Here is a 23,182-nt window from a genome sequence, read left to right on the forward strand (position 1 = left end):
ATCACCTGAGGATTGCCCGGTGAACCGTTTTGTAATTGCTGACTCGACGGTCTGTATTGGCTGTCGAACCTGTGAGGCGGCGTGCTCGGAAACGCACCGCCTGCACGGGCTGCAGTCCATGCCGCGCCTGCGCGTCATGCGTAATGAAAAAGAGTCTGCCCCGCAGCTCTGCCACCACTGTGAAGATGCCCCGTGTGCGGGCGTGTGCCCGGTTAACGCCATCACCCGCGTCGATGGCGCGGTCCAGCTGAACGAAAGCCTGTGCGTCAGCTGCAAGCTGTGCGGCATCGCCTGCCCGTTCGGCGCCATTGAATTTTCCGGCAGCCGCCCGTTGCATATCCCGGCGAACGCCAATACCCCGAAAGCGCTGCCTGCGCCACCCGCTCCGGCGAAGGTGAGCACGCTGCTGGACTGGGTGCCCGGCATCCGCGCTATCGCGGTGAAGTGCGACCTGTGCAGCTTTGACGAACAGGGCCCGGCCTGCGTGCGGACCTGCCCGACCAAAGCGCTGATCCTGGTCAACATCCGCGACATCGCCCGCACCAGCAGGCGCAAGCGCGAGCTGACCATTAATACCGACGTCGGCGATCTTTCGCTTCTGCAGTCGCTTAACGAGGGGGCGAAATGAACGCGATATTTATGATTAACAGCGCCGTGGCGTACTTTGCCGCTGCCGCCGTGCTGGCGCTGGTGTTCTCTTTCCATAAAACCCTGAGCGGCTGGATAGCCGGTATCGGCGGGGCGGTCGGCAGCCTGATGACGCTGGCCGCTGGCGGCGTGGTTCTGCTCGGCGGGCAATCCGTGGAAACACTTATGCCGCTGATTCGCCACACCGTGGCGATTACACCGCTAAACGCCATCTGGCTGGTGACCTTTGGCCTGTGCGGGCTGTTTATCAGCCTGTTCAATATTGACTGGCACCGTCATCAGCAGGTCAAAGCCAACGGCCTGCTGGTGAACCTGCTGATGGCCACGGCGGTCTGCACGGTTATCGCCAGCAACCTCGGCGCGCTGGTGGTGATGGCGGAGATCATGGCCCTGTGTGGCGTGTTCCTGACGGGCTGCAGCGCCTCCGGCAAGCTGTGGTTTGCGCTCGGTCGCCTCGGGACGCTGCTGCTGGCGCTGGCCTGCTGGTTGGTGTGGCAGCGTTTCGGCACCCTGGACTTTTCCGCGCTTAACGGCCAGACGCTGGGCAACGACGTCTGGCTGCTTGGCGTCGTCGGCTTTGGCTTGCTGGCCGGGATTATCCCGCTGCACGGCTGGGTGCCGCAGGCGCATGCGAATGCCCCGGCGCCGGCTGCCGCGCTGTTCTCCACAGTGGTGATGAAGGTGGGGCTGTTCGGTATCCTGACCCTCACGCTGACCGGCGGTCAGCCGCCGCTGTGGTGGGGCGTGGTGCTGCTGATTGCGGGCATGGTCACCGCGTTCGTTGGCGGGTTGTACGCCCTGATGGAGCACAACATTCAGCGCCTGCTGGCGTACCACACCCTTGAAAACATCGGCATCATCCTGCTCGGTATGGGCGCGGGCGTCGCCGGGCTGGCGCTTAACCAGCCGGCGCTGATTGCTGCCGGGTTTATCGGCGGCCTGTATCACCTCGTCAACCACAGCCTGTTTAAAAGCACCCTCTTCCTCGGGGCGGGTAGCGTCTGGTTCCGCACCGGCCATCGGGATATCGAAAAGCTCGGCGGCATCGGCAAAAAGATGCCGGTGATTTCACTCGCCATGCTGGTGGGGCTGATGGCGATGGCTGCGCTGCCGCCGCTGAACGGCTTTGCCGGGGAGTGGGTGATCTACCAGTCCTTCTTCGCGCTCGGTCAGAGCGATCTCTTTATCGCGCGCCTGTTAGGCCCGCTACTGGCAGTCGGGCTGGCGATTACCGGGGCGCTGGCGGTGATGTGCATGGCGAAGGTTTACGGCGTGACCTTCCTCGGCGCGCCGCGCACTCGCGAAGCTGAAAACGCCTGCTGCGCACCGGTACTGATGTGTGCCAGCGTGGTCGCGCTGGCGCTGTGCTGCATTGCGGGCGGGGTTGCCGCGCCGTGGCTACTGCCGCTGCTGGGCAACGCCGTTCCGCTGCCGCTGACCACGGCGCATACCGTCGTATCCCAGCCGATGATGGCGCTGCTGCTGGTTGCCGCACCGCTACTGCCGTTCGTGCTGATGCTGTTCTTTAAACGCGACCGACTCGCCTCCCGCTCGCGCGGCGCGGCGTGGGCCTGCGGCTACGAACACGAGCAGTCGATGGTCATCACCGCCCACGGTTTCGCCATGCCGGTGAAGGAAAACTTCGCCGCCGTGCTGAAGCTGCGCCGCTGGCTGAACCCGGTGGGCTGGGTACCGGGCTGGCAGAGCGCCGCCGCACCCGCGCTGTTCCGCCGTCTGGCGGTCATCGAGCTGGCGGTGCTGGTGGTTATTGTGATTTCACGAGGAGCCTGACATGAGTCTGTTACTGGCAATTCTTCAGGCGCTGGTGCTGTTCGCCGCCGCGCCGCTGCTGTCGGGCACCACGCGCGTGGCGCGCGCCCGAATGCACAACCGCCGAGGGCCTGGGGTGCTCCAGGAGTACCGCGATCTCTTCAAGCTGCTTTCTCGTCAGAGCGTGGCCCCGGACGCCGCAGGCTGGGTCTTCCGCCTGACGCCGTTCGTGATGGTTGGCGTGATGCTGACCATCGCCACCGCTCTGCCGGTGGTGACGGTGGCGTCGCCGCTGCCGGCGCTCGGCGATCTAATCACGCTGATTTACCTCTTCGCCATCGCCCGTTTCTTCTTTGCGATTGCGGGCCTGGACACCGGAAGCCCGTTTACCGGCATCGGCGCCAGCCGCGAGGCGATGCTCGGCGTGCTGGTGGAGCCGATCCTGCTGCTGGGGCTGTGGGTCGCCGCGCAGGTGGCCGGTTCCACCCATATCAGCTTTATCACCGACACCGTTTATCTCTGGCCGGTGGCCCGCTCCATTCCGCTGGTGCTGGCGCTCTGTGCCTGCGCGTTCGCCACGTTTATTGAGATGGGCAAACTGCCATTCGATCTGGCGGAAGCCGAGCAGGAGCTGCAGGAAGGTCCGCTTACCGAGTACAGCGGCTATGGCTTCGCGGTGCTGAAGTGGGGCATCAGCCTCAAGCAACTGGTGGTGCTGCAGATGTTTGTCGGCGTCTTCGTCCCGTGGGGACAAATGACGCACTTCACCGCGGGTGGTCTGGTGCTGGCCGTCGTGATTGCCGCCCTCAAGCTGCTGGTCGGCGTGCTGGTGATTGCCCTGTTTGAAAACAGCATGGCGCGCCTGCGTTTTGTCGAAACGTCACGCATCACCTGGGCCGGTTTTGGTTTTGCATTTTTAGCGTTCGTCTCCTTGCTGGTGGCGTGATTAAAGAGAATTTTTATGTCTGAAGAAAAGAAAGGTCAGCAGTATCTCGCCGCGTTGCATCAGGCTTTCCCCGGCGTGGTGCTGGAGGAGTCCTGGCAAACCAAAGACCAGGTAACCGTCACCGTGAAGGTGAACTACCTGCCGGAAGTGGTGGAGTTTCTTTACTATCGTCAGGGCGGCTGGCTGTCGGTGCTGTTCGGTAACGACGAGCGCCAGCTGTGCGGCAACTACGCGGTGTACTACGTGATGTCGATGGAGCAGGGCGAGAAGTGCTGGATCACCGTGCGCGTTGAAGTCGACCCGAATAAGCCGGAATACCCGTCTGTCACGCCGCGCGTGCCTGCCGCCGTCTGGGGCGAACGCGAGGTGCGCGACATGTACGGCCTGGTGCCGGTCGGCCTGCCGGACGAGCGCCGCCTGGTGCTGCCGGACGACTGGCCGGACGAACTCTACCCGCTGCGCAAAGACAGCATGGACTACCGCCAGCGCCCGGCGCCGACCACCGACAGCGAAACCTACGAGTTCATCAACGAGCTCGGCAGCAAGAAGAACAACGTGGTGCCGATCGGCCCGCTGCACGTCACCTCCGACGAACCGGGCCACTTCCGCCTGTTCGTCGACGGTGAGAACATCATCGACGCCGACTACCGCCTGTTCTACGTCCATCGCGGCATGGAAAAGCTGGCGGAAACCCGCATGGGCTATAACGAGGTAACGTTCCTCTCTGACCGCGTGTGCGGCATCTGCGGCTTTGCCCACAGCACTGCCTATACCACATCTGTGGAAAACGGCATGGGGATCGTGGTGCCGGAACGCGCGCAGATGATCCGCGCCATTCTGCTGGAGGTGGAACGCCTGCACTCACACCTGCTTAACCTCGGCCTGGCCTGCCACTTCGTTGGCTTTGACTCCGGGTTTATGCAGTTCTTCCGCGTGCGCGAGGCGTCGATGAAGATGGCGGAGATCCTCACCGGGGCGCGTAAAACCTATGGTCTGAACCTGATCGGCGGGATCCGCCGCGACCTGCTGAAGGACGACATGATCCAGACCCGCCAGCTGGCTCAGCAGATGCGCCGCGACGTGCAGGAGCTGGTGGATATGCTGCTCAGCACGCCAAACATCGAGCAGCGCACCGTCGGCATCGGCCGCCTTGACCCGGAAATCGCCCGCGACTTCAGTAACGTCGGCCCGATGGTACGCGCCAGCGGCCACGCCCGCGACACCCGCGCCGATCACCCGTTTGTCGGCTACGGCCTGCTGCCGATGACCGTGCACAGCGAGCAGGGCTGCGACGTCATCTCGCGCCTTAAGGTGCGCATCAACGAGGTGTTCACTGCCCTGAATATGATCGACTTCGGCCTCGATAACCTGCCGGGCGGCCCGCTGATGGTGGAGGGCTTCACCTACATCCCGAACCGCTTCGCCCTTGGCTTTGCCGAAGCACCGCGCGGGGACGACATTCACTGGAGCATGACCGGCGACAATCAGAAGCTGTACCGCTGGCGCTGCCGCGCGGCCACCTACGCCAACTGGCCAACCCTGCGCTATATGCTGCGCGGCAACACGGTTTCCGATGCGCCGCTGATCATCGGCAGCCTTGACCCGTGCTACTCCTGCACCGACCGCATGACCGTCGTGGACGTGCGTAAGAAGAAAAGCCAGGTGGTGCCGTACAAAGAGCTTGAGCGCTACAGCATCGAGCGTAAGAACTCGCCGCTGAAATAAGGACTCGCCATGTTTACCTTTATCAAAAAAGTCATCAAAACCGGCGTGCAGACCAGCAGCTATCCGCTGGAGCCGATGCCGGTGGACAAAAACTTTCGCGGCAAGCCGGAGCACAATCCGCAGCAGTGCATCGGCTGCGCGGCCTGCGTCAACGCCTGCCCGTCGAACGCCTTAACGGTGGAAACGGATCTCAAAACCGGTGAGCTGGCCTGGCAGTTCAACCTCGGGCGCTGCATTTTCTGCGGCCGCTGCGAGGAGGTCTGCCCGACGGTCGCCATTCGCCTGTCTCAGGAATACGAGCTGGCGGTGTGGAAGAAAGAGGATTTTCTGCAGCAGTCGCGCTTTGACCTGTGCAACTGCCGCGTCTGCCAGCGCCCGTTCGCCGTGCAAAAAGAGATCGACTACGCCATCGCGCTGCTGCAGCACAACGGCGACGCCCGCGCGGAGCATCACCGTGAAAGCTTCGAAACCTGCCCGGCGTGCAAGCGTCAGAAGTGTCTGCTGCCGTCCGACCGCATTGATATCACCCGCCACATGAGAGAGGCCAGCTGATGGAAAACCTACTGGGCCCGCGCGACGAAAACGGCCTTCCGGTGCCGATGACGGTGGACGAATCCATCGCCAGCATGAAGGCGTCGCTGCTGAAAAAAATCAAACGCTCGGCCTACGTTTACCGCGTGGACTGCGGCGGCTGCAACGGCTGCGAGATTGAGATCTTCGCTACCCTGTCGCCGCTGTTTGACGCCGAGCGCTTCGGTATCAAAGTCGTGCCGTCCCCGCGTCATGCGGACATCCTGCTGTTTACCGGCGCCGTCACCCGCGCCATGCGCTCGCCCGCGCTGCGCGCCTGGCAGTCCGCACCGGACCCGAAAATCTGCATCTCGTACGGCGCCTGCGGCAACAGCGGGGGCATCTTCCACGACCTTTACTGCGTCTGGGGCGGCACCGACAAAATCGTGCCGGTGGACGTCTATATTCCAGGCTGCCCGCCGACGCCCGCCGCAACGCTGTACGGCTTTGCCATGGCGCTCGGCCTGCTGGAGCAGAAAATCCACGCCCGCGAGCCGGGCGAGCTGGACAACCAGCCTGCCGCCATTCTGCACCCGGACATGGTGCAGCCGCTGCGGGTGAAGGTTGACCGCACGGCGCGCAGGCTGGCGGGCTACCGCTACGGGCGTCAGATTGCCGACGATTATCTGCGCCTGCTGAGCCAGGGCGACCATCAGGTGGCGCGCTGGCTGGAGGCCGAGAACGATCCGCGTCTTAATGAGATTGTGGCGAATCTGAACAGCATCGTGGATGAGGCGCGTATCCGATGAGTGAAACGGTGGTGTTCAGCCAGCTGAGCCGTAAGTTTATTGATGAGAACGATGCCACGCCGGATGCGGCGCAGCAGGTGGTCTATTACAGCCTGGCGATTGGGCATCACCTTGGGGTGATTGACTGCCTGGAGGCGGCGCTGAGCTGCCCGTGGCCCGAGTATCTGGCGTGGATCGCCACGCTGGAGGAGGGCAGTACGGCGCGGCGCAAGATGGAGGGCGTGCCGAAGTACGGCGAGATCGTCATCGACGCCAACCACATTGCGATGCTCGCCAACGCCTTTGACGCGACGCTCTGCAGGCAGACCCCGGCGCAGCAGGCGTGGAGCACAACGCTGCTCGGCATGTTGCACGATATTCATCAGGAGAGCGCCATCTACCTGATGGTGAGGAGATTACGTGACTGACGTTTTACTGTGTGTCGGCAACAGTATGATGGGCGACGACGGCGCGGGTCCGCTGCTGGCAGAAATGTGCACCGCGAACCCGCAGGGCAACTGGGTAGTGATTGACGGCGGCAGCGCGCCGGAAAATGACGTGGTCGCCATACGCGAGCTGCGTCCGGAGAGACTGTTAATCGTCGATGCCACCGATATGGGGCTCAACCCCGGCGAGATCCGCCTGATAGACCCGGACGACATCGCCGAGATGTTTATGATGACGACGCACAATATGCCGCTGAACTACCTGGTCGATCAGATTAAAGACGACGTGGGCGAGGTGCTGTTTTTGGGGATCCAGCCGGACATTGTCGGGTTCTATTACCCGATGACGCCGCCGGTGAAAGAGGCGGTGGAAGTGGTCTATTCACGGCTTGCGGGGTGGGCTGGAAAGGGGGGATTTGAACCCCTCACCCCGGCCCTCTCCCCATAGGGGAGAGGGTGTGTTTTGTCCCCTCTCCCCTATGGGGAGAGGGTTAGGGTGAGGGGTAAGGACAGGCTACTCCAGATCCCCCCCGTTACTCGCAATCACCTTCTTATACCACCAGAACGATTTCTTGCGCTTGCGGTCCAGCGTGCCGTTCCCGGCGTCATCGCGGTCAACGTACACAAACCCGTAGCGCTTGCTCATCTCGCCCGTTGAGGCCGATACCAGGTCGATGCAGCCCCAGGTGGTGTAGCCCATCAGCGGCACGCCGTCCTCGATCGCGTCGCCCATCGCGCGGATATGCTCGCGCAGGTAGCTGATGCGGTAGTCGTCGTTGATCTCGCCGTTGGCGTCAATCTCGTCCTTCGCCCCCAGGCCGTTTTCCACCAGGAACAGCGGCTTCTGGTAGCGGTCGTACATCATGTTCATGGTGATGCGCAGGCCGAGCGGGTCGATGCCCCAGCCCCACTCGCTCACCTGAATGTGCGGGTTACGCAGGGACTTCACGATGTTCGCCGCGCTGGTGTTGCCCGCGTTCATGTCCGCCGACGCGCAGCGCGAGGCGTAATAGCTGAACGAGACAAAATCGACGGTGTTTTTCAGAAGTAGATCGTCGCCGGGATCTTTCACAATCACCACGCCTTTCTCGCGGAACACGCGGGCAGAATAGGCCGGATAGCTGCCGCGCGCCTGCACGTCGATAAAGAACAGGTTCTCGCGGTCTTTCTCCAGCGCCATCCACACGTCTTCCGGCTTGCAGGAGTAGGGGTAGAAGTTCCCGCCCGCCAGCATGCAGCCGACCTGGTTTTCCGGGTTCACCTCATGGGCGATTTTGGTCGCCAGCGCGCTTGCCACCAGTTCATGGTGCGCGGCCTGGTATTTCACCTGGTCTTCGTTTTCACCTTCCTCAAACACCAGCCCCGCGCCAGAGAACGGGCTGTGCAGCATGATGTTGATTTCGTTGAATGTCAGCCAGTATTTCACCAGCCCGTTAAATTCTTCAAAGCAGGTGCGGGCGTAGCGGGCGAAGAAATCGACCATCTTACGGTTGCGCCACGAGCCGTACTCCGTCACCAGGTGCATCGGCACGTCGAAGTGGCACAGGGTGACCAGCGGCTCAATATTGTACTTTTTGCACTCCTCGAACACCGCGCGGTAGAAGGCAATACCCTCTTTGTTCGGCAATGGCTCGTCGCCGTTCGGGTAGAGACGGCTCCAGGCAATCGAGGTGCGGAACACCGTAAAGCCCATCTCCGCCATCAGGGCGATGTCTTCTTTGTAGCGATGGTAAAAATCAATCGCCTCGTGGCTCGGGTAGAATTCGTCGTCACGCAGCGAAAAACGCTTTTCCTGACCGATCTTCACCGCCAGACGATGCGCGCCGTGGGGGATCATATCGACCGTTGTCAGTCCTTTGCCGCCCTCACGGTAAGCACCTTCACACTGGTTGGCGGCAAGCGCGCCGCCCCATAAAAATCCTTGTGGAAAAACAGACATTCTTACCTCGCTTTCAATTTATGCTTTTGCTGCGTTGTTCTGAACCGGTGCGGTCTGCAGGGCGCGCGCTTTTTCAGCTTCGTCTTCGACCGGGATATCCTCAAACCCTAAAAGCAGGGTCAGAACAAACGACAGCACCACCGCCAGCCCCATTACGCCAAACACCCAGACGATGGTCATCGGGTTAGACGGGTCGAAGAACTGCACGCTGGTGAATAGCCCCGGCGCCGCCATCGAGTGGCTGGCGAGACCGGCCATACCGGCGACCGCCCCGCAGATAAAGCCGCTGATCAGGCTCGCAATCAGCGGACGTTTCAGACGCACCGCCACGCCGTACAGCGCCGGTTCAGAGATCCCCGCCATAATGGCGGAGGCCGCTGCCGCCAGCGCCGTCTGGCGCAGCTCCGGGTTTTTGGTTTTCCACGCCACCGCCAGCGACGAGCCGCCGAGCGACAGGTTAGCGCCGATTTCCGACGGCATGACCATCCCTTCCTTGCCCGTTTCGGCGATGGTCTGAATGATGGTCGGCGTAAACACGCGGTGCATCCCGGTCATCACCAGCAGCGGCCAGAGCGCGCCCATGATGGCGACGGAGAGCCAGCCCAGATAGCCGTGAATGGTGTAGACCAGCGCGGAGATGGCGCTACCGATCCAGATCCCCAGCGGGCCAATCAGCACGATGGCGAGCGGGGCGGCAATCAGCACGATCAGCATCGGCTTCAGGAAGTTTTTGGTTACCGCCGGGGTAATGCGATCTACCCAGCGTTCGATGTACGACAGGCACCAGGTCATCACCAGTGCCGGGATGACGGTGTAGGTGTATTTCACCGCCGTCACCGGAATAAAGGCGAACTCAACGTGTTCGCCCTGCGCGGCTTTCGCCATCAGCTCGATAAAGCTCGGGTGCACCAGCACGCCCGCGATGGCGATCGCCAGAGACATATTGGTTTTGAACTTCACCGCCGCCGAGGCCGCTACCATCAGCGGCAGGAAGAAGAACGCGCCGTCGCCGATGACGGTCAGAATGGTGAGCGTCGGCGCGCCTTTTGGCAGCACGCCGGTCATCTCAAGGATCATCGCCAGCAGCTTGACCATCGAACCGCCGATGATCGCCGGGATCAGCGGGGACATGGTGCCGATCAGTGCGTCGAGGATCCCGGCACCAATGCGGCGTAAGGTCAGTTTCTGCGGACCTTCCGGTACGGCAGGCTGCAGGCTGGTTGGCAACAGACTCACCACTTCGCGATACGCCTGTGAAACGGTGTTGCCAATAATGACCTGACACTGGTTGTCATTGCGCACCACGCCGAGCACGCCGCTGATGCTTTTCAGGCGCGCAACGTCGGTGAGGGTTTCGTCTTTCAGAACGAAACGCAGTCGCGTCATGCAGTGGGTGACGGCGACGATGTTCTCTTTGCCGCCCAGCGCGCTGATAACGTCGTTCGCCAGCGCAGCGTAATTTTTGGCCATCGGATGTGATCCTGTTATCGTTGTGTGAAATGTAGGAAACCGGTTCCACATAATCATCATGAGTTTCTTTTGATGAAACAAGATCGCTTTTTGAACATTTTTCTTTTTCGTGATTCAGATCGCAATGAGATGCCGAAAGCGTGATGTTGCCGCTGCGACAATTTTTCCGCGGTGCAGTACACTGCCCGCATGAGTTTCGGATGGAAGAACAGTATGACCACGATGCTGGAAGTGGCGAAGCGGGCAGGCGTTTCGAAAGCGACGGTTTCCCGGGTGTTGTCGGGTAACGGCTACGTTAGCCAGGAGACCAAAGACCGGGTGTTTCAGGCCATTGAAGAGAGCGGCTATCGCCCGAATTTGCTGGCGCGCAACCTGGCGACCAAACGCACCCAGACCCTGGGGCTGGTGGTGACGAACACCCTTTATCACGGCGTCTACTTTAGCGAACTGCTGTTTCACGCCGCGCGGATGACGGAAGAAAAAGGGCGGCAGCTGATCCTCGCCGACGGCAAGCACAGCGCCGAAGAAGAGCGCGAGGCGATCCAGTATCTGCTGGATATGCGCTGCGATGCGGTGATTATCTACCCGCGTTTTCTGAACGTGGAAGAGCTGGACGAGCTCGTTGAGAAATGCGAGCAGCCGATTATGGTGCTCAACCGCCGCCTGCGGAAAAACAGCAGCCACAGCGTCTGGTCCGATCATAAAGCCTCGTGTCAGGACGCGGTGTCGCAGCTGATTGCAAAAGGGCACCGGGAGATTGCATTTATCACCGGCTCGATGGATTCCCCCACCGGGGTCGAGCGTCTTTCCGGTTACAGGGATGCGCTGGCGCAGCACGCTATTCCGCTGCGCGAGGGGCTGATTGCGCAGGGGAAGTGGAACCCCACCAGCGGCGCGGCGGCGGTTTCTGAACTGCTTGCTCGCGGGGAACGCTTTACCGCGCTGGTGGCGAGCAATGACGATATGGCGATCGGCGCCATCAAGCAGCTGCACGACAGCGGCGTCGCTACGCCGGACGCGGTATCCGTCATCGGTTTTGACGACGTGGCCATCGCGCCCTATATCGTGCCATCGCTCTCCAGCGTGCGTATTCCGGTGACGGAGATGATTCAGGAGACCATCAGCCGCCTGATCTTCATGCTCGACGGCGGGGAGTTTAAATATCAGCAAACCTTCTCCGGCGAGCTTGTCCTGCGCGACTCCGTCATTGATGGCCCGTACCGCTGACGTCGACATCTGTCATCGTCACTAATGACGATGACAGAAAATTTGTTTTACATTTCCATTAAAATCAAACATTTAAATGTTGGCACGGTTTATGAATAGCTTCGCGCATAACAGTTATGCCGGAGAAGCAGATGAACCGTTTTATTATGGCCGATGCCAGTAAGTGCATTGGTTGCCGTACCTGTGAAGTGGCGTGCGTGGTTTCCCATCAGGCGGAGCAGGACTGCGCCTCTCTCACTCCCGATACTTTCCTGCCGCGCATCCACGTCATTAAAGGCGTGAATATTTCCACCGCCGCCATCTGTCGCCAGTGCGAAGACGCACCGTGCGCCAACGTCTGCCCGAACGGGGCGATTAAGCGCGAGAAGGGCTTTGTGCACGTGATGCAGGAGCGCTGTATCGGCTGCAAAACCTGCGTTGTCGCCTGCCCGTATGGCGCGATGGAGGTGGTGGTTCGTCCGGTGGTGCGCAACAGCGGTATGGGGCTGAGCGTGCGGGCAGAGAAGGCCGAAGCCAATAAATGCGACCTTTGCTATCACCGTGAAGCCGGCCCGGCCTGTATGGAAGCCTGCCCGACGCACGCGCTGGTCTGCGTGGATCGCGATAAGCTTGAGCAGATGAGCGCCGAAAAACGCCGTCGCGCGGCGTTCGACACATCGTCATCGCTGCTGTTTTAAGCCGCGATGAGCGTTAACGGCGTACAGCTTCGGGTGCGCGGCAAGGTGCAGGGCGTGGGGTTTCGGCCCTTCGTCTGGCAGCTGGCGCACCGGCTGAAACTTGTGGGCGATGTCTGCAACGACGGAGAGGGTGTTCTGGTGCGCCTCGCGGGTAATGGGGGGGACTTTACCGCGAGGCTGCGCCAGGACTGCCCACCGCTGGCGCGTATCGACGAGGTTGATACGCAGCCCTACAGCTGGTCTGGCGTGCCGACGGAATTTACCATCCGCCAGAGCGAGCGCGGAGCGATGGACACGCAAATCGTGCCGGATGCCGCCACCTGTCCGGCGTGTCTGGCTGAAATGCGCGACCCTGGCGAGCGCCGCTACCGTTACCCGTTTATCAACTGCACCCACTGCGGGCCGCGGTTTACTATTATCCGCGCGATGCCCTATGACCGTCCGGCCACGTCGATGGCCGCATTTCCGCTGTGCGCGCCGTGCGAAACCGAGTACCGCAACCCGGCTGACCGGCGTTTCCACGCCCAGCCGGTGGCCTGCCCGGACTGCGGGCCGCAGCTGGAATGGCGGGCCGGAGATGCCGTTGGTGCCCGTGAATCGGCTTTACGCGCGGCGGTGGCGATGCTGAAAGGCGGCGGCATTGTCGCGGTTAAAGGGCTGGGCGGTTTCCACCTCGTCTGCGACGCGCTGGATCCGCAGGCGATACTGAAACTGCGGATGCGCAAGCAGCGCCCGACGAAGCCGCTGGCGGTGATGATCCCGGATGCGAACGACCTGCCGGAGACGATACAGACGCTGCTACGCTTGCCCGCCGCACCGATTGTGCTCACGCCAAAAGCCTCGCTTCCCGCGTTTCCCGAGGAAATTGCACCGGGGCTCGATTGCATTGGCGTGATGCTGCCCGCGAACCCGCTCCAGCATCTTCTGATGATGGACTGCCGGCGCCCGCTGGTGATGACCTCCGGCAACCTCAGCGGCAGACCGCCTGCCGTCACTAACCAGCAGGCGCTGGAGGAGCTCAGCGGCATCGCGGACGGCTTCCTGCTGCATAACCGCGACATCCTTCAGCGCATGGATGATTCGGTGATGGATCGGGATGGCGCTATCCTGCGTCGCGCGCGCGGCTTTGTGCCGGACGCCGTCACGTTGCCCGCGGGTTTTGAGGATATCCCCGCCATGCTGTGCACCGGTGCAGAGATGAAAAACACCTTCTGCCTGGTGCGCGGGAACCAGGCGGTACTGAGCCAGCACTTTGGCGATCTCAGCGACGAGGGCGTCGAGGCGCAATGGCACAGCGCGCTCTCGACGATGCAGGACATCTATGCCTTTCAGCCGGAGCGCGCGGTGTGCGATGCCCATCCGGCGTACCGCGCCCGACGGTGGGCGCAGGAGCAGGCACTGCCCGTCGAAACCGTGCTGCATCATCACGCCCATGCGGCGGCGTGTCTGGCTGAGAACGGCTGGCCGCTCGACGGCGGAGACGTTATCGCCCTGACGCTGGACGGGATCGGCATGGGTGAAAACGGCGCGCTGTGGGGCGGCGAGTGCCTGCGGGTCAACTATCTCGACTGCGAACGGCTCGGCGGCCTGCCTGCCGTTGCGCTGCCGGGGGGCGATCTGGCGGCGACGCAGCCGTGGCGAAATTTGCTTGCCCACTGTCTGGCGTTTGTCCCGGACTGGCAGCAGTACCCGGAAACGCGGGCAATCCAGCGTCAAAACTGGCCACTGCTGGCAACGGCTGTGTCGCGCGGCATCAACGCGCCGCGGGCGTCTTCCTGCGGTCGTCTGTTTGACGCCGTCGCCTGCGCGCTGGGCATCGACGCGCAGCGCTACGAAGGCGAAGCGGCCTGTCGGCTGGAGGCGCTGGCATCGCAGTGCGCGGGGGTTGATCATCCGGTGACGCTGGAAGTGGATAACCTCGCGCTGTTCTGGCGGCAGTGGCTGAGCTGGCAGGCGGAGCCCCGCGAGCGCGCGTGGGCCTTTCACGACGCGCTGGCAAAAGGGCTGGCGCAGCTCGCCGCGTGCCATGCCCGACGCCTGTCGCTGTCGACAATCTGCCTCAGCGGCGGCGTGTTGCACAACCGTCTACTGCGCGCGCGCCTGCGTCACTATCTTTCTGACTTTACGTTTCTTTTTCCTTCGCGCCTGCCCGCAGGTGACGGAGCGATCTCCTTCGGGCAGGCGGTGGTCGCCGCTGCCCGGTCATGTTCAAAAAGGATTTAAAATGTTACGACAGTTACGCAACGAACCTCGCGCCGCGCTTCTGCTGCTGGCTCTGGTAATGGCAAACCTGCTGGCCTGGGGATGGGCATGGCACACCTTCAGCGGCAGCACGGCGCTGATGGCGGCCAGCCTGCTGGCGTGGTGCTACGGGCTGCGTCACGCCGTGGACGCCGACCACATCGCGGCCATTGATACCGTGACGCGTAAGATGATGCAGCAGGGCAAGCGCCCGTCCGGGGTGGGGGCGTGGTTCTCGCTGGGTCACTCCACCATTGTGGTGCTGGCCTCCATCGCCATCGCCGCCACCGCCACGGCGTTTCAGAAAAACATGGCATGGTTCCACGAGACCGGGAGCCTGATTGGCACCGCGGTGTCCGCCACCTTCCTGCTGGCGATGGCGCTGGTGAATATGGTGATCCTTCGCGGGGTCTGGCGCAGTTTTCAGGCGCTGAAAAAAGGCCAGCCGGTGCAGGGAGACATCACGCTGCCTGCCCAGGGCGGCGTCATGAACTGGTTGTTTGGCAAAACCTTCCGCCTGGTGAATAAAAGCTGGCAGATGTACCTGGTCGGTTTCCTGTTTGGCCTTGGCTTTGACACGGCCACCGAGATCGGCGTGCTGGGGATCTCTGCCGCCAGCGCCTCCAGCGGCATGTCGGTATGGTCAATCATGATCTTCCCGGCGCTGTTCGCCAGCGGCATGGCGCTGGTGGATACTCTCGATAACCTGCTGATGGTCGGCGCTTATGGCTGGGCGTTTGATAAACCGCAGCGCAAGCTCTACTACAACATTACCATCACCGGCACCTCCGTGGTGGTGGCGCTGTTTATCGGCGGGCTGGAAGCGCTGGGCCTGCTGATGGACAAATTTGCCCTCAGTGGCGGCGTCTGGGATCTGATCGGCGCGGTAAACGACAACCTGGGCAACGCCGGGTTTGTGGTGGTCGGGCTGTTTGTCGCCTGCTGGCTGATCTCCATGGTCAACTACCGTTGGCGCGGCTACGACGCGCTGGTGGTGCGTTCCTGAACTACCCAGCCCTGTTTTTGCCCGGCGGCGCTACGCTTGCGCGGGCCTACAAGGTTTACCGTTTTGGGGTTGAGTAGGCCGGGTAAGCGGAGCGCCACCCGGCATTGCGAGGGTTAAGCAGGTAGCGATTTTAGCAGCGTGAACGCCTCCTTCATCCGGTCTTCACTGACGACAAAGGCGCGTATCTGACCCTCGCTGTCCGCACCTCGCGCGACCATTCCCTGTGGTTCGAGGGTAATTTGCCAGCTCAGATCCTGACGCTGCGTTTCACCTGCGAGATGCAGCGGTAATTCCGGCGTTTTTACTTTTACCAGCATGGCGGGCAATTTCAGCGGCGCGCTGCTGCCGAGCAGATTTTTCGCCAGATACATTGCGCTTAACTGAATCGGCTGCAAAAAGGGCAGCACCTGACCGTTAATTTCCGCACAGTCGCCCAGGGCATAAATGTCCGGCCGCGTGGTTTGCAGGTAGCTGTCTACCTTCACGCCGCGGTTTATCTCAGCCCCTGCGCGATGCGCCAGCGCGGTTTCCGGGCGCAGCCCCGTCGCGGCAACCACCGCATCCACTTCTACGCTGCGGCTGCGGTCGAGCGTGGCGCGAATACCGCCTTCGGTTTTGCTCAGGCTCTGCAGCTGCGATTTCAGCAGCAGATGGACGCCCATATCGGTCAGACGATGCTGTAAGCGACTGCTTACTTCTGCGGGCATCAGCGCCGACAGAATACTGGCCGCGTGGTCAACCAGGGTGACGGATTTCCCCGCGCGGCAGAAATCCATCGCCAGCTCGGTGCCGATCAGCCCGCCGCCGACAATCATCACCCGTTGCGCATCGCGGAGCAGGGTTTCGCTGGCCTGGTACTCCTGCTGGCTGTTGAGGGTAATCATCAGCTCGCGGCCCTCAACCGGCGGCACAAAGGCTGATGCCCCGGTCGCCAGCACCAGCCTGTCGTACTGCCAGGTTTTCTCTTTCGCTTTCACCACGTGGGCGTCGGCGTCGATGTCGGTGACCCAGGTGTACGGAAACAGACGCAGGTTAAACTGCTCCGCGAACTCCCCCGCCGTCTGGCGGGTGAGGTCTTCGGCGCGCTGATTCTGGCTGATGACGTGGCTTAAATCAGGCTTGTTGTACTCGTCCATGCTGTCAGCGGCAATCACCGTCAGCGGCACGTGAGCGTCCTGCTTGCGGATATTTTTCACCAGCTGGCGGGCGGCAAAGCCCGAGCCGATGATAACGATGCCGTTGCTCATTTTGCCTCCGCTGCCAGTTCGTCAAAGACGTCTTTGCCGAGGGAACATTCCGGGCAGAGGAAGTTGTCCGGCACCTCGCTCCACGGCGTGCACGGAGAGACATCCTGTAGCGGCTCGCCCAGCTCAGGATCGTAAACCCACTGGCAGACGCTGCACTGCATGCGTGGGCCGAGATCGGCGCTGGCGGCAACGTCACAGGTTTGCGGCTGTTCGGCGGGTGTTGCATCGGCATCAGGAAGCGGTGCGAGCGCCCACTGACGGGCAATGTCGCGACCGTGCTGGCGGCAGATTTCCAGCGCGTCGAGATCAGGACGCCATTTCGCCTTCAGGCTCAGGGACATCTCAAAACCGGCATCCTGTAAACGGGTGGAGAGACGGTCTACCGCGCCGCCGCTCCAGCCGTGTGAACCAAAGGCACTGGCGCGTTTGTTGCGAAAGCGCAGACCGGTCATCTCTTCCACCAGGCCGGCAATTTTCGGCATCATCACGTTATTCATGGTGGAGGTGCCCACCAGCACGCCCTTAGAGCGGAAGACGTTGGTCAATACCTCGTTCTTATCGCTGCGCGCCACGTTGAAGATTTTCACCGCCACGTTCGGGTCCACTTCGTTGATGCCCTGGGCAATGGCGTCCGCCATCATGCGGGTGTTGTTGGACATGGTGTCGTAGAAAATCGTAATGCGGTCTTCCTGATAATCTGCCGCCCATTTCAGGTACAGCTCCACTATCTGGGTTGGGTTTTCACGCCACACCACGCCGTGGGAGGTGGCAATCATCTCCACCGGCAGGTTGAAGCCGAGGATCTCGGTGATTTTCGGCGTCACCAGGCGGCTGAATGGGGTCAGGATGTTGGCGTAGTAACGCTGGCACTGTTCGAACAGCTCGGCTTGGTCCACTTCGTCGTTGAACAGGCGCTCGTCGCAGTAGTGCTGGCCGAAGGCGTCGTTGCTGAACAGCACCGCGTCGCCGGTCATGTAGGTCATCATGCTGTCCGGCCAGTGCAGCATCGGGGTTTCCACAAAGATCAGCTGCTTGCCGTTGCCGATATCCAGCGCGTCGCCGGTTTTCACGGTGTGGAAGTTCCACTCCGGATGGTGATGGTGGCCGTTGATCGAGTCGATGGCGTTGGTGGTGCAGTAGATTGGGGTGTCCGGGATGCAGGACATCAGTTCGGTCAGGGCCCCGGCGTGATCCTCTTCCGCATGGTTGATGATGATGTAGTCGATGGCGTTCAGATCGATTTCGCTGCGCAGGTTCTGCACGAACTCGCGGCTGAACTTGTGATCGACGGTATCGATCAGCACGTTTTTACCTTCGCGAATGAGATAGCTGTTGTAGCTGCTGCCGCGCAGCGTTTTGTATTCCGTCCCGTGGAAATCGCGCACTTCCCAGTCACGTTGACCCACCCAATGAATGTTATTTTTAACCAGAATAGACATAGCAACCTCAGCGTAATACAGCGTTTCAAATAAGATGCTGTACCTATATCAAGGTGCGTGCCAACTATTTAATTGATTGATAATATTGAGTTTATAAATGTATTGTCCGTAAAGGATAGTCATTATGACTATCAAGAAAGCTGTCAATATGACACTATGTATTGTCAAAATGACTGTGAGGCTGACATGAGCTTTTCTGTAGATGTGCTGGCGAAGATTGCCATTGAACTGCAAACCGGTATCGGCCATCAGGACCGTTTTCAACGGCTGATCTCCACGCTGCGCCAGGTGCTGGCGTGTGACGCCTCGGCGCTGCTGCGCTACGAGGGAAGACAGTTTATTCCGCTGGCTATCGACGGGCTGGCGCAGGACGTGCTCGGACGGCGCTTTACCCTTGAAGGCCATCCGCGGCTGGAGACCATCGCCCGCGCGGGTGACGTGGTGCGTTTCCCGGCGGACAGCGATCTGCCCGACCCGTACGACGGCCTGATCCCCGGACAGGAGAGCCTGAAGGTGCACGCCTGTATCGGCCTGCCGCTGTTTGCCGGGCAAAACCTGATTGGCGCGCTGACGCTCGACGGCATGTCGCCGGACCAGTTCGACACCTTCAGCGACGAAGCGCTGCGCCTGATTGCGGCGCTGGCCGCCGGGGCGCTGAATAATGCGCTGTTGATAGAGCAGCTGGAGAGCCAGAATATTCTTCCCGGCAGCCCGGCGGCGTTTGAGCAGGTCACGCACACGGAGATGATCGGTCTTTCGCCCGGCATGGCGCAGCTCAAAAAAGAGATTGAGATTGTCGCCGCGTCCGATCTGAACGTGCTGATCTTCGGGGAGACCGGCACCGGTAAGGAGCTGGTGGCGAAAGCCATTCACGAAGCCTCGCCGCGGGCGGCCAACCCGCTGGTGTACCTCAACTGCGCCGCGCTGCCGGAAAGCGTGGCGGAGAGCGAGCTGTTTGGTCACGTCAAAGGGGCGTTTACCGGGGCGATCAGCAACCGCAGCGGCAAGTTCGAAATGGCCGATAACGGCACGCTCTTCCTGGATGAGATTGGCGAATTATCCTTATCACTTCAGGCCAAACTGCTGCGCGTATTGCAGTACGGCGATATTCAGCGCGTGGGGGATGACCGCAGCCACAGAGTGGACGTGCGCGTGCTGGCAGCGACTAACCGGGATCTGCGTGAAGCGGTGCTGGCGGGCAATTTCCGCGCCGACCTGTTCCACCGCCTGAGCGTGTTCCCGCTGTCCGTGCCCCCGCTACGCGAGCGCGGGGACGACGTGGTGCTGCTGGCGGGCTTTTTCTGCGAGCAGTGCCGCCTCAGGATGGGGCTTTCCCGCGTGGTGCTGAGCCCGGGGGCGAGATCGCATCTGCTGAGCTACGGCTGGCCGGGCAACGTGCGCGAGCTGGAGCATGCGATTCACCGCGCGGTAGTGCTGGCGCGGGCGACGCGCTCGGGGGATGAAGTGGTTATTCATGCGCGCCATTTTGCGCTGCAGGATGAAAATACGCCGTCCGTGAAGCCTGCAACGCCTGAGAGCGTGAACGAGAACCTGCGCGAGGCGACGGAAGCATTTCAGCGTCAGATGATTACCCGCGCGCTGGAGCAGAACAACCGCAGCTGGGCGGCGTGCGCCCGTGCGCTGGAGATGGACGTCGCCAACCTGCACCGGCTGGCGAAGCGTCTCGGGCTGAAGGGTTAGATTATCCCGGCCTGGTAGAAGTCCTGCAGGTTGATGGCGCCGCACAGCCTGCCGTGCTCGTCCACCACCGGTGCGGCGGTGATTTTGCGCTTCATCAGCACCTCTTTGGCTTCAATGGCGCGGCTGTCGGCGTTCAGCGTTAGCCCGCCTTTGGTCATGGCGTCCGACACGTTCGTTTCCAGCCTGCCGCCGCCCACCAGCCAGCGGCGCAGGTCGCCGTCGGTGAACACGCCCTTCACGTTGCCGCTGTCATCGCACACCGCCACCAGCCCCAACCCGGTGCGGCTCAGCTCCAGCATCGCGTCCATCACGCTGGTATCGAGTTTGACCTGCGGAATGGCATCGTCGGTGCGCATCAGGTGGTGAACTTTATTGAGCAGGCGAGCACCGAGCGCGCCTGCCGGATGCGAACGGGCAAAATCTTCTTCGTTAAAGCCGCGCGCCTGCATCACCGCCATCGCCAGCGCGTCGCCCATCATCAGGGTGTTAACGGTGCTGGAGGTCGGGGCAAGGTGCATCGGACAGGCTTCACGCTCAACGGAAATGTCCAGTGTCGCCTTGGCGGCCAGCGCCAGCGGCGAGCGGGGTTTCCCGGTCATCGCCAGCAGGGCGACCGATTTTTCCTGCAGGCGAGGGATGATGAGATCCAGCTCCTTGGCCGAGCCGGAGTAGGAGATAAACAGCATCACGTCGCGGCTTTCAATCATCCCCAGATCGCCGTGCAGCGCCTCTGCCGGATGCACGAAAAACGCCGGGGTGCCGGTGCTGGCGAGCGTCGCGGCAATCTTTTTACCGATATGGCCGGATTTACCGATGCCCGCCACGATCACTTTGCCTTCGCAGTGGATAATGGTGTTGGCGGCGCGGACGAAATCCTCGCCCAGACGTTCCGGCAGGCGGCTGGCTTCCTGCAGCTCCAGCATTAGCGTCTGGCGGCCCGTTTCTAACAGAAAATCACTCATCTCTCTCTCCGGTTACGATCACGTCGATGCCTTTTTCTTCCAGCGCTTTTTTGAACGCCGGATCGATACCCGCGTCGGTAATCAGCTTATCAACGCTTTCAAGGCTACAGACAATGTTGGGGCTTTTGCGGCCAAACTTCGACGAGTCTGCCATCAAAATCACTTCCCGCGCGGCGTTGCACATCGCTTTGCTGACGCTGAAGACCTCGTTAAACGTCGTGACGCCCGCGTTCAGGTCGATGCCGTCGGTGCCCATAAACAGTTTATCGAAGCTGAAGTGGTCGAAGGCGTTCTCTGCCAGCTGACCGTGAAACGATGCCGATTTTTTGCGGAAGGTACCGCCGGGCATCAGGATGGTCTGCTCGCTGTCGAACTCCGACAGGGCGTTAACGATGTGCAGGCTGTTGGTCATCACCGTGATGTTGTTAAAGCGGCTGAGCAGGGGGATCATCTGCAGGACGGTGCTGCCGGCGTCGAGGATGATGGAATCGCCATCGTGGATAAATTTTACGGCGGCTTCGGCAATCAGCGCTTTCTGGTGGGTATTGATCAGCGTTTTGTGATCGATAGGCGGGTCGGCTTCGTCTTTGTTAAGCACCACGCCGCCGTAGGTTCGAATGACGGCGCCAGAGTTTTCGAGCAATACCAGGTCCTTGCGTATCGTCGTGCCGGTGGTGTCAAAGTAGTGGGCGAGGTCCTCTACCGAGCATTTTCCCTGCTTTTGCAGATGCTCAAGAATGGCCGCCTGCCGCTGACGAGGTTTCATAGGCGCTTCGTTCCTTAGGTTGCGAAATGATAATTTCGCAAGCCTATAGCTTTCACAACGAAATTATCCATGTTTCAGATTAAGCGCTAATGATAGTGCATTCTGACAGAGTGGATCATGGGGAAAGATCACATCAGGCCGTAATTCCTGCAGCGAAATGCCGTTGATTGCCTGGATTTTCACCGGACGGGCGAAGACGGTCATGCCACGCATGATGAGGGAATCGCAGACCTTATTGTTTTCATCCAGCGCAACAGCGACGACGACCCGCGGCTTGAAACGTCCACCGGAACGCCCGACGCCCACGCGGCCTTTCTGGCACAGGGCGTCAAACGCGCGGTTGAACTGGTGGATCTGCCAGCCGCCAAACGCCATCTGGCAGATCCAGGCGAGGGCGGCGACGGTAATGAGTGCGGTGACCATATCGGCTCCTTAATTGCCGGGTGGCGGCTGCGCCTTACCCGTCCTACGGGGATTGTAGCCCCGGTAAGCGCAGCGCCACCGGGGAATGAACTCAGAACATCACCTGCCCACCGGTCACGTTAATCGACTGCCCGGTGCAATACGAGGCTTTCGGGCTGGCGTAAAACAGCAGCATATTCAGCACGTCCTGATAATCGCACCCGCGCTTCAGCGGCACTTTATCGATGTAGTACTGCTCCACTTCCTCAGCTTTGATGCCGAGCTTGGTGGCATACTGCGGCAGCAGGGACTGGAACATCGGCGATTTCAGCAGGTTGCCCAGCATTAGCGAGTGAACGGTGATGCCGTACTCGGCCAAATCCAGCGCCAGAGACTGCGTCAGCCCCACGCCGCCAAACTTCGCCGCGCTGTAGCCGGAGTTGTGCTTGCTGCCCACTTTCCCGGATTTGGAGTTGATCTGAATGATGCGCCCCTGAATGCCGTCGCGGATCATCAGACGGGAAAACTCGCGGGCGCAGAGGAAATAGCCCACCAGATTCACCTGCAGCGAACGGTCAAAATCCCCCAGTTCGAAATCGCTGATAAAGGCCGCTTTCGCAATCCCCGCGCTGTAGACCAGCAGGTCGGTGCGCCCAAAAATCTCGTCCACGCCGCGGGCCAGCGCCATCACGCTCTGCTCGCTGGTGGCGTCGGCACCAAAGCCGTATGCCACCCCTTCGCCAAATTCGGTGTTGATGGCGTCCGCCACGCGGGCGGCTTTTTCACTCTGAATGTCCACTACCGCCACGCGGTAACCCTCTGCGGCAAGCCCACGGCAGAGGAACTCGCCTAAGGTTTGTCCTCCACCAATGACAACGGCAACCTGACTCATGTGATTCTCCTTAATTACGCAACAAATTTTAACGTGCAGCCTGGGGTGACAGCCTGCGGAACCGGGCCCGCTACGTGCACCGTGCCGGGATACTCGGCCTGCGGCTGGCCGTCGAAACGCAGGGTGATGTGGCCCAGCTCGCGCAGGTTTTGCTCGGCCACGTCGCCGACGGCGGTCACGGCATAGCGCGCCTCGCCCAGCTCCAGCTGGCTTCCTGCCTTCAGCTCGCCCTTCAGCTCGCCGTGGCAGTGGATAAAGCAAAACTCTTCGATATCCGCAGGCGCGCCTTCGCGGAAGGTGATTAGCATCTGGTCGCTCAGCGCGTCCGCTGCGCTCTGGCCGATGCGGGTAATGGTGGTCTGGTAAATGACGGTCATCGC

Annotated in this window: 22 protein-coding genes; 13 read left to right on the forward strand and 9 right to left on the reverse strand. The window is 61.2% G+C overall.

The window, feature by feature from the left end; all coding sequences use genetic code 11:
• Positions 1–19 precede the first annotated feature (19 nt).
• Genes URZ40_RS14465 through hycI form a run of 8 tightly spaced genes read left to right on the forward strand, consistent with a single transcriptional unit; the run spans position 20 to position 7,281 of the window.
• Positions 20–628: a 4Fe-4S dicluster domain-containing protein gene (locus tag URZ40_RS14465; RefSeq protein ID WP_163330102.1), complete on the forward strand. Its 609-nt coding sequence runs from the start codon at positions 20–22 to the stop codon at positions 626–628.
• Positions 625–2,439, forward strand: a complete 1,815-nt coding sequence (gene hycC, locus URZ40_RS14470) for a formate hydrogenlyase subunit 3 (protein WP_320720727.1) — start codon at positions 625–627, stop codon at positions 2,437–2,439. The genes URZ40_RS14465 and hycC overlap by 4 nt, the downstream gene beginning before the upstream one ends.
• Before the next feature lies 1 nt (position 2,440).
• Positions 2,441–3,364, forward strand: coding sequence for a respiratory chain complex I subunit 1 family protein (locus URZ40_RS14475; RefSeq protein WP_320720728.1), 924 nt, complete (start codon positions 2,441–2,443; stop codon positions 3,362–3,364).
• A gap of 15 nt (positions 3,365–3,379) precedes the next feature.
• Complete coding sequence (gene hycE, locus URZ40_RS14480; protein ID WP_116343442.1) at positions 3,380–5,089, forward strand: formate hydrogenlyase subunit HycE; 1,710 nt, start codon at positions 3,380–3,382, stop codon at positions 5,087–5,089.
• A gap of 9 nt (positions 5,090–5,098) precedes the next feature.
• Positions 5,099–5,641, forward strand: a complete 543-nt coding sequence (locus URZ40_RS14485; protein WP_116343441.1) for a formate hydrogenlyase complex iron-sulfur subunit — start codon at positions 5,099–5,101, stop codon at positions 5,639–5,641.
• Positions 5,641–6,408, forward strand: coding sequence for an NADH-quinone oxidoreductase subunit B family protein (locus URZ40_RS14490; protein WP_320720729.1), 768 nt, complete (start codon positions 5,641–5,643; stop codon positions 6,406–6,408). The genes URZ40_RS14485 and URZ40_RS14490 overlap by 1 nt, the downstream gene beginning before the upstream one ends.
• The gene (locus tag URZ40_RS14495; RefSeq protein ID WP_320720730.1) at positions 6,405–6,815 is read left to right on the forward strand and encodes a formate hydrogenlyase maturation HycH family protein; all 411 of its coding nucleotides are present in this window, start codon (positions 6,405–6,407) and stop codon (positions 6,813–6,815) included. The genes URZ40_RS14490 and URZ40_RS14495 overlap by 4 nt, the downstream gene beginning before the upstream one ends.
• Positions 6,808–7,281 (forward strand): hydrogenase maturation peptidase HycI, encoded by a 474-nt coding sequence (hycI, locus tag URZ40_RS14500; RefSeq protein ID WP_316380149.1) that lies wholly within the window; start codon positions 6,808–6,810, stop codon positions 7,279–7,281. Before URZ40_RS14495 ends, hycI begins: the two co-directional genes overlap by 8 nt.
• 66 nt (positions 7,282–7,347) lie before the next feature.
• On the opposite strand, the gene URZ40_RS14505 is transcribed toward hycI, so the two are convergent.
• Both URZ40_RS14505 and ascF read right to left on the reverse strand, forming a co-directional pair.
• On the reverse strand, positions 7,348–8,772 hold the full coding sequence (locus URZ40_RS14505) for a 6-phospho-beta-glucosidase (RefSeq protein WP_320720731.1): 1,425 nt from the start codon (positions 8,770–8,772) through the stop codon (positions 7,348–7,350).
• Between the two features lie 18 nt (positions 8,773–8,790).
• A complete protein-coding gene (gene ascF / locus URZ40_RS14510) occupies positions 8,791–10,242 on the reverse strand; it encodes a PTS cellobiose/arbutin/salicin transporter subunit IIBC (RefSeq protein ID WP_116343436.1) in 1,452 nt (483 codons plus the stop codon).
• Between the two features lie 213 nt (positions 10,243–10,455).
• On the opposite strand from ascF, the gene URZ40_RS14515 reads away from it, so the two are divergent.
• The 4 genes from URZ40_RS14515 (at position 10,456) to URZ40_RS14530 (ending at position 15,393) form a co-directional block, all read left to right on the forward strand.
• Positions 10,456–11,469 (forward strand): LacI family DNA-binding transcriptional regulator, encoded by a 1,014-nt coding sequence (locus tag URZ40_RS14515; RefSeq protein ID WP_116343435.1) that lies wholly within the window; start codon positions 10,456–10,458, stop codon positions 11,467–11,469.
• A 131-nt stretch (positions 11,470–11,600) separates the two neighbouring features.
• A complete protein-coding gene (hydN, locus tag URZ40_RS14520; RefSeq protein ID WP_008499565.1) occupies positions 11,601–12,146 on the forward strand; it encodes an electron transport protein HydN in 546 nt (181 codons plus the stop codon).
• A gap of 6 nt (positions 12,147–12,152) precedes the next feature.
• Positions 12,153–14,369, forward strand: coding sequence for a carbamoyltransferase HypF (gene hypF / locus URZ40_RS14525; protein WP_320720732.1), 2,217 nt, complete (start codon positions 12,153–12,155; stop codon positions 14,367–14,369).
• Position 14,370: 1 nt separating this feature from the next.
• A complete protein-coding gene (locus tag URZ40_RS14530) occupies positions 14,371–15,393 on the forward strand; it encodes a HoxN/HupN/NixA family nickel/cobalt transporter (RefSeq protein ID WP_320720733.1) in 1,023 nt (340 codons plus the stop codon).
• Positions 15,394–15,506: 113 nt separating this feature from the next.
• Here the strand turns inward: URZ40_RS14530 and norW are convergent, their stop codons facing one another.
• Positions 15,507–16,640 carry an NADH:flavorubredoxin reductase NorW gene (norW, locus tag URZ40_RS14535; protein ID WP_302219786.1) on the reverse strand — a complete coding sequence of 378 codons (1,134 nt, stop codon included), beginning with the start codon at positions 16,638–16,640 and terminating at the stop codon, positions 15,507–15,509.
• Entirely contained in the window at positions 16,637–18,079 is a 1,443-nt protein-coding gene (norV, locus tag URZ40_RS14540) for an anaerobic nitric oxide reductase flavorubredoxin (protein WP_320720734.1), read from the reverse strand. The genes norW and norV overlap by 4 nt, the downstream gene beginning before the upstream one ends.
• Before the next feature lie 186 nt (positions 18,080–18,265).
• Here norV and norR point away from each other — a divergent pair, with 186 nt between their 5' ends.
• Positions 18,266–19,780: a nitric oxide reductase transcriptional regulator NorR gene (gene norR, locus URZ40_RS14545; RefSeq protein WP_192984374.1), complete on the forward strand. Its 1,515-nt coding sequence runs from the start codon at positions 18,266–18,268 to the stop codon at positions 19,778–19,780.
• On the opposite strand, the gene gutQ is transcribed toward norR, so the two are convergent.
• The 5 genes from gutQ to srlB all read right to left on the reverse strand — a co-directional run bounded on the left by gutQ (position 19,777) and on the right by srlB (position 23,179).
• The gene (gene gutQ, locus URZ40_RS14550; RefSeq protein ID WP_116343430.1) at positions 19,777–20,742 is read right to left on the reverse strand and encodes an arabinose-5-phosphate isomerase GutQ; all 966 of its coding nucleotides are present in this window, start codon (positions 20,740–20,742) and stop codon (positions 19,777–19,779) included. The two genes, norR and gutQ, sit on opposite strands and share 4 nt — an antisense overlap.
• The gene (locus tag URZ40_RS14555) at positions 20,735–21,508 is read right to left on the reverse strand and encodes a DNA-binding transcriptional repressor (RefSeq protein WP_032640855.1); all 774 of its coding nucleotides are present in this window, start codon (positions 21,506–21,508) and stop codon (positions 20,735–20,737) included. Before URZ40_RS14555 ends, gutQ begins: the two co-directional genes overlap by 8 nt.
• A 63-nt stretch (positions 21,509–21,571) precedes the next feature.
• The gene (gene gutM / locus URZ40_RS14560) at positions 21,572–21,931 is read right to left on the reverse strand and encodes a transcriptional regulator GutM (RefSeq protein ID WP_320720735.1); all 360 of its coding nucleotides are present in this window, start codon (positions 21,929–21,931) and stop codon (positions 21,572–21,574) included.
• Between the two features lie 91 nt (positions 21,932–22,022).
• Positions 22,023–22,802 carry a sorbitol-6-phosphate dehydrogenase gene (srlD, locus tag URZ40_RS14565; protein ID WP_116343428.1) on the reverse strand — a complete coding sequence of 260 codons (780 nt, stop codon included), beginning with the start codon at positions 22,800–22,802 and terminating at the stop codon, positions 22,023–22,025.
• 14 nt (positions 22,803–22,816) lie between these two features.
• Positions 22,817–23,179 carry a PTS glucitol/sorbitol transporter subunit IIA gene (gene srlB / locus URZ40_RS14570; RefSeq protein ID WP_023308951.1) on the reverse strand — a complete coding sequence of 121 codons (363 nt, stop codon included), beginning with the start codon at positions 23,177–23,179 and terminating at the stop codon, positions 22,817–22,819.
• Positions 23,180–23,182 lie beyond the last annotated feature (3 nt).

The organism is Enterobacter sp. 296B2, assembly GCF_034106185.1.
Classification (GTDB): Bacteria; Pseudomonadota; Gammaproteobacteria; order Enterobacterales; family Enterobacteriaceae; genus Enterobacter; species Enterobacter cloacae_N.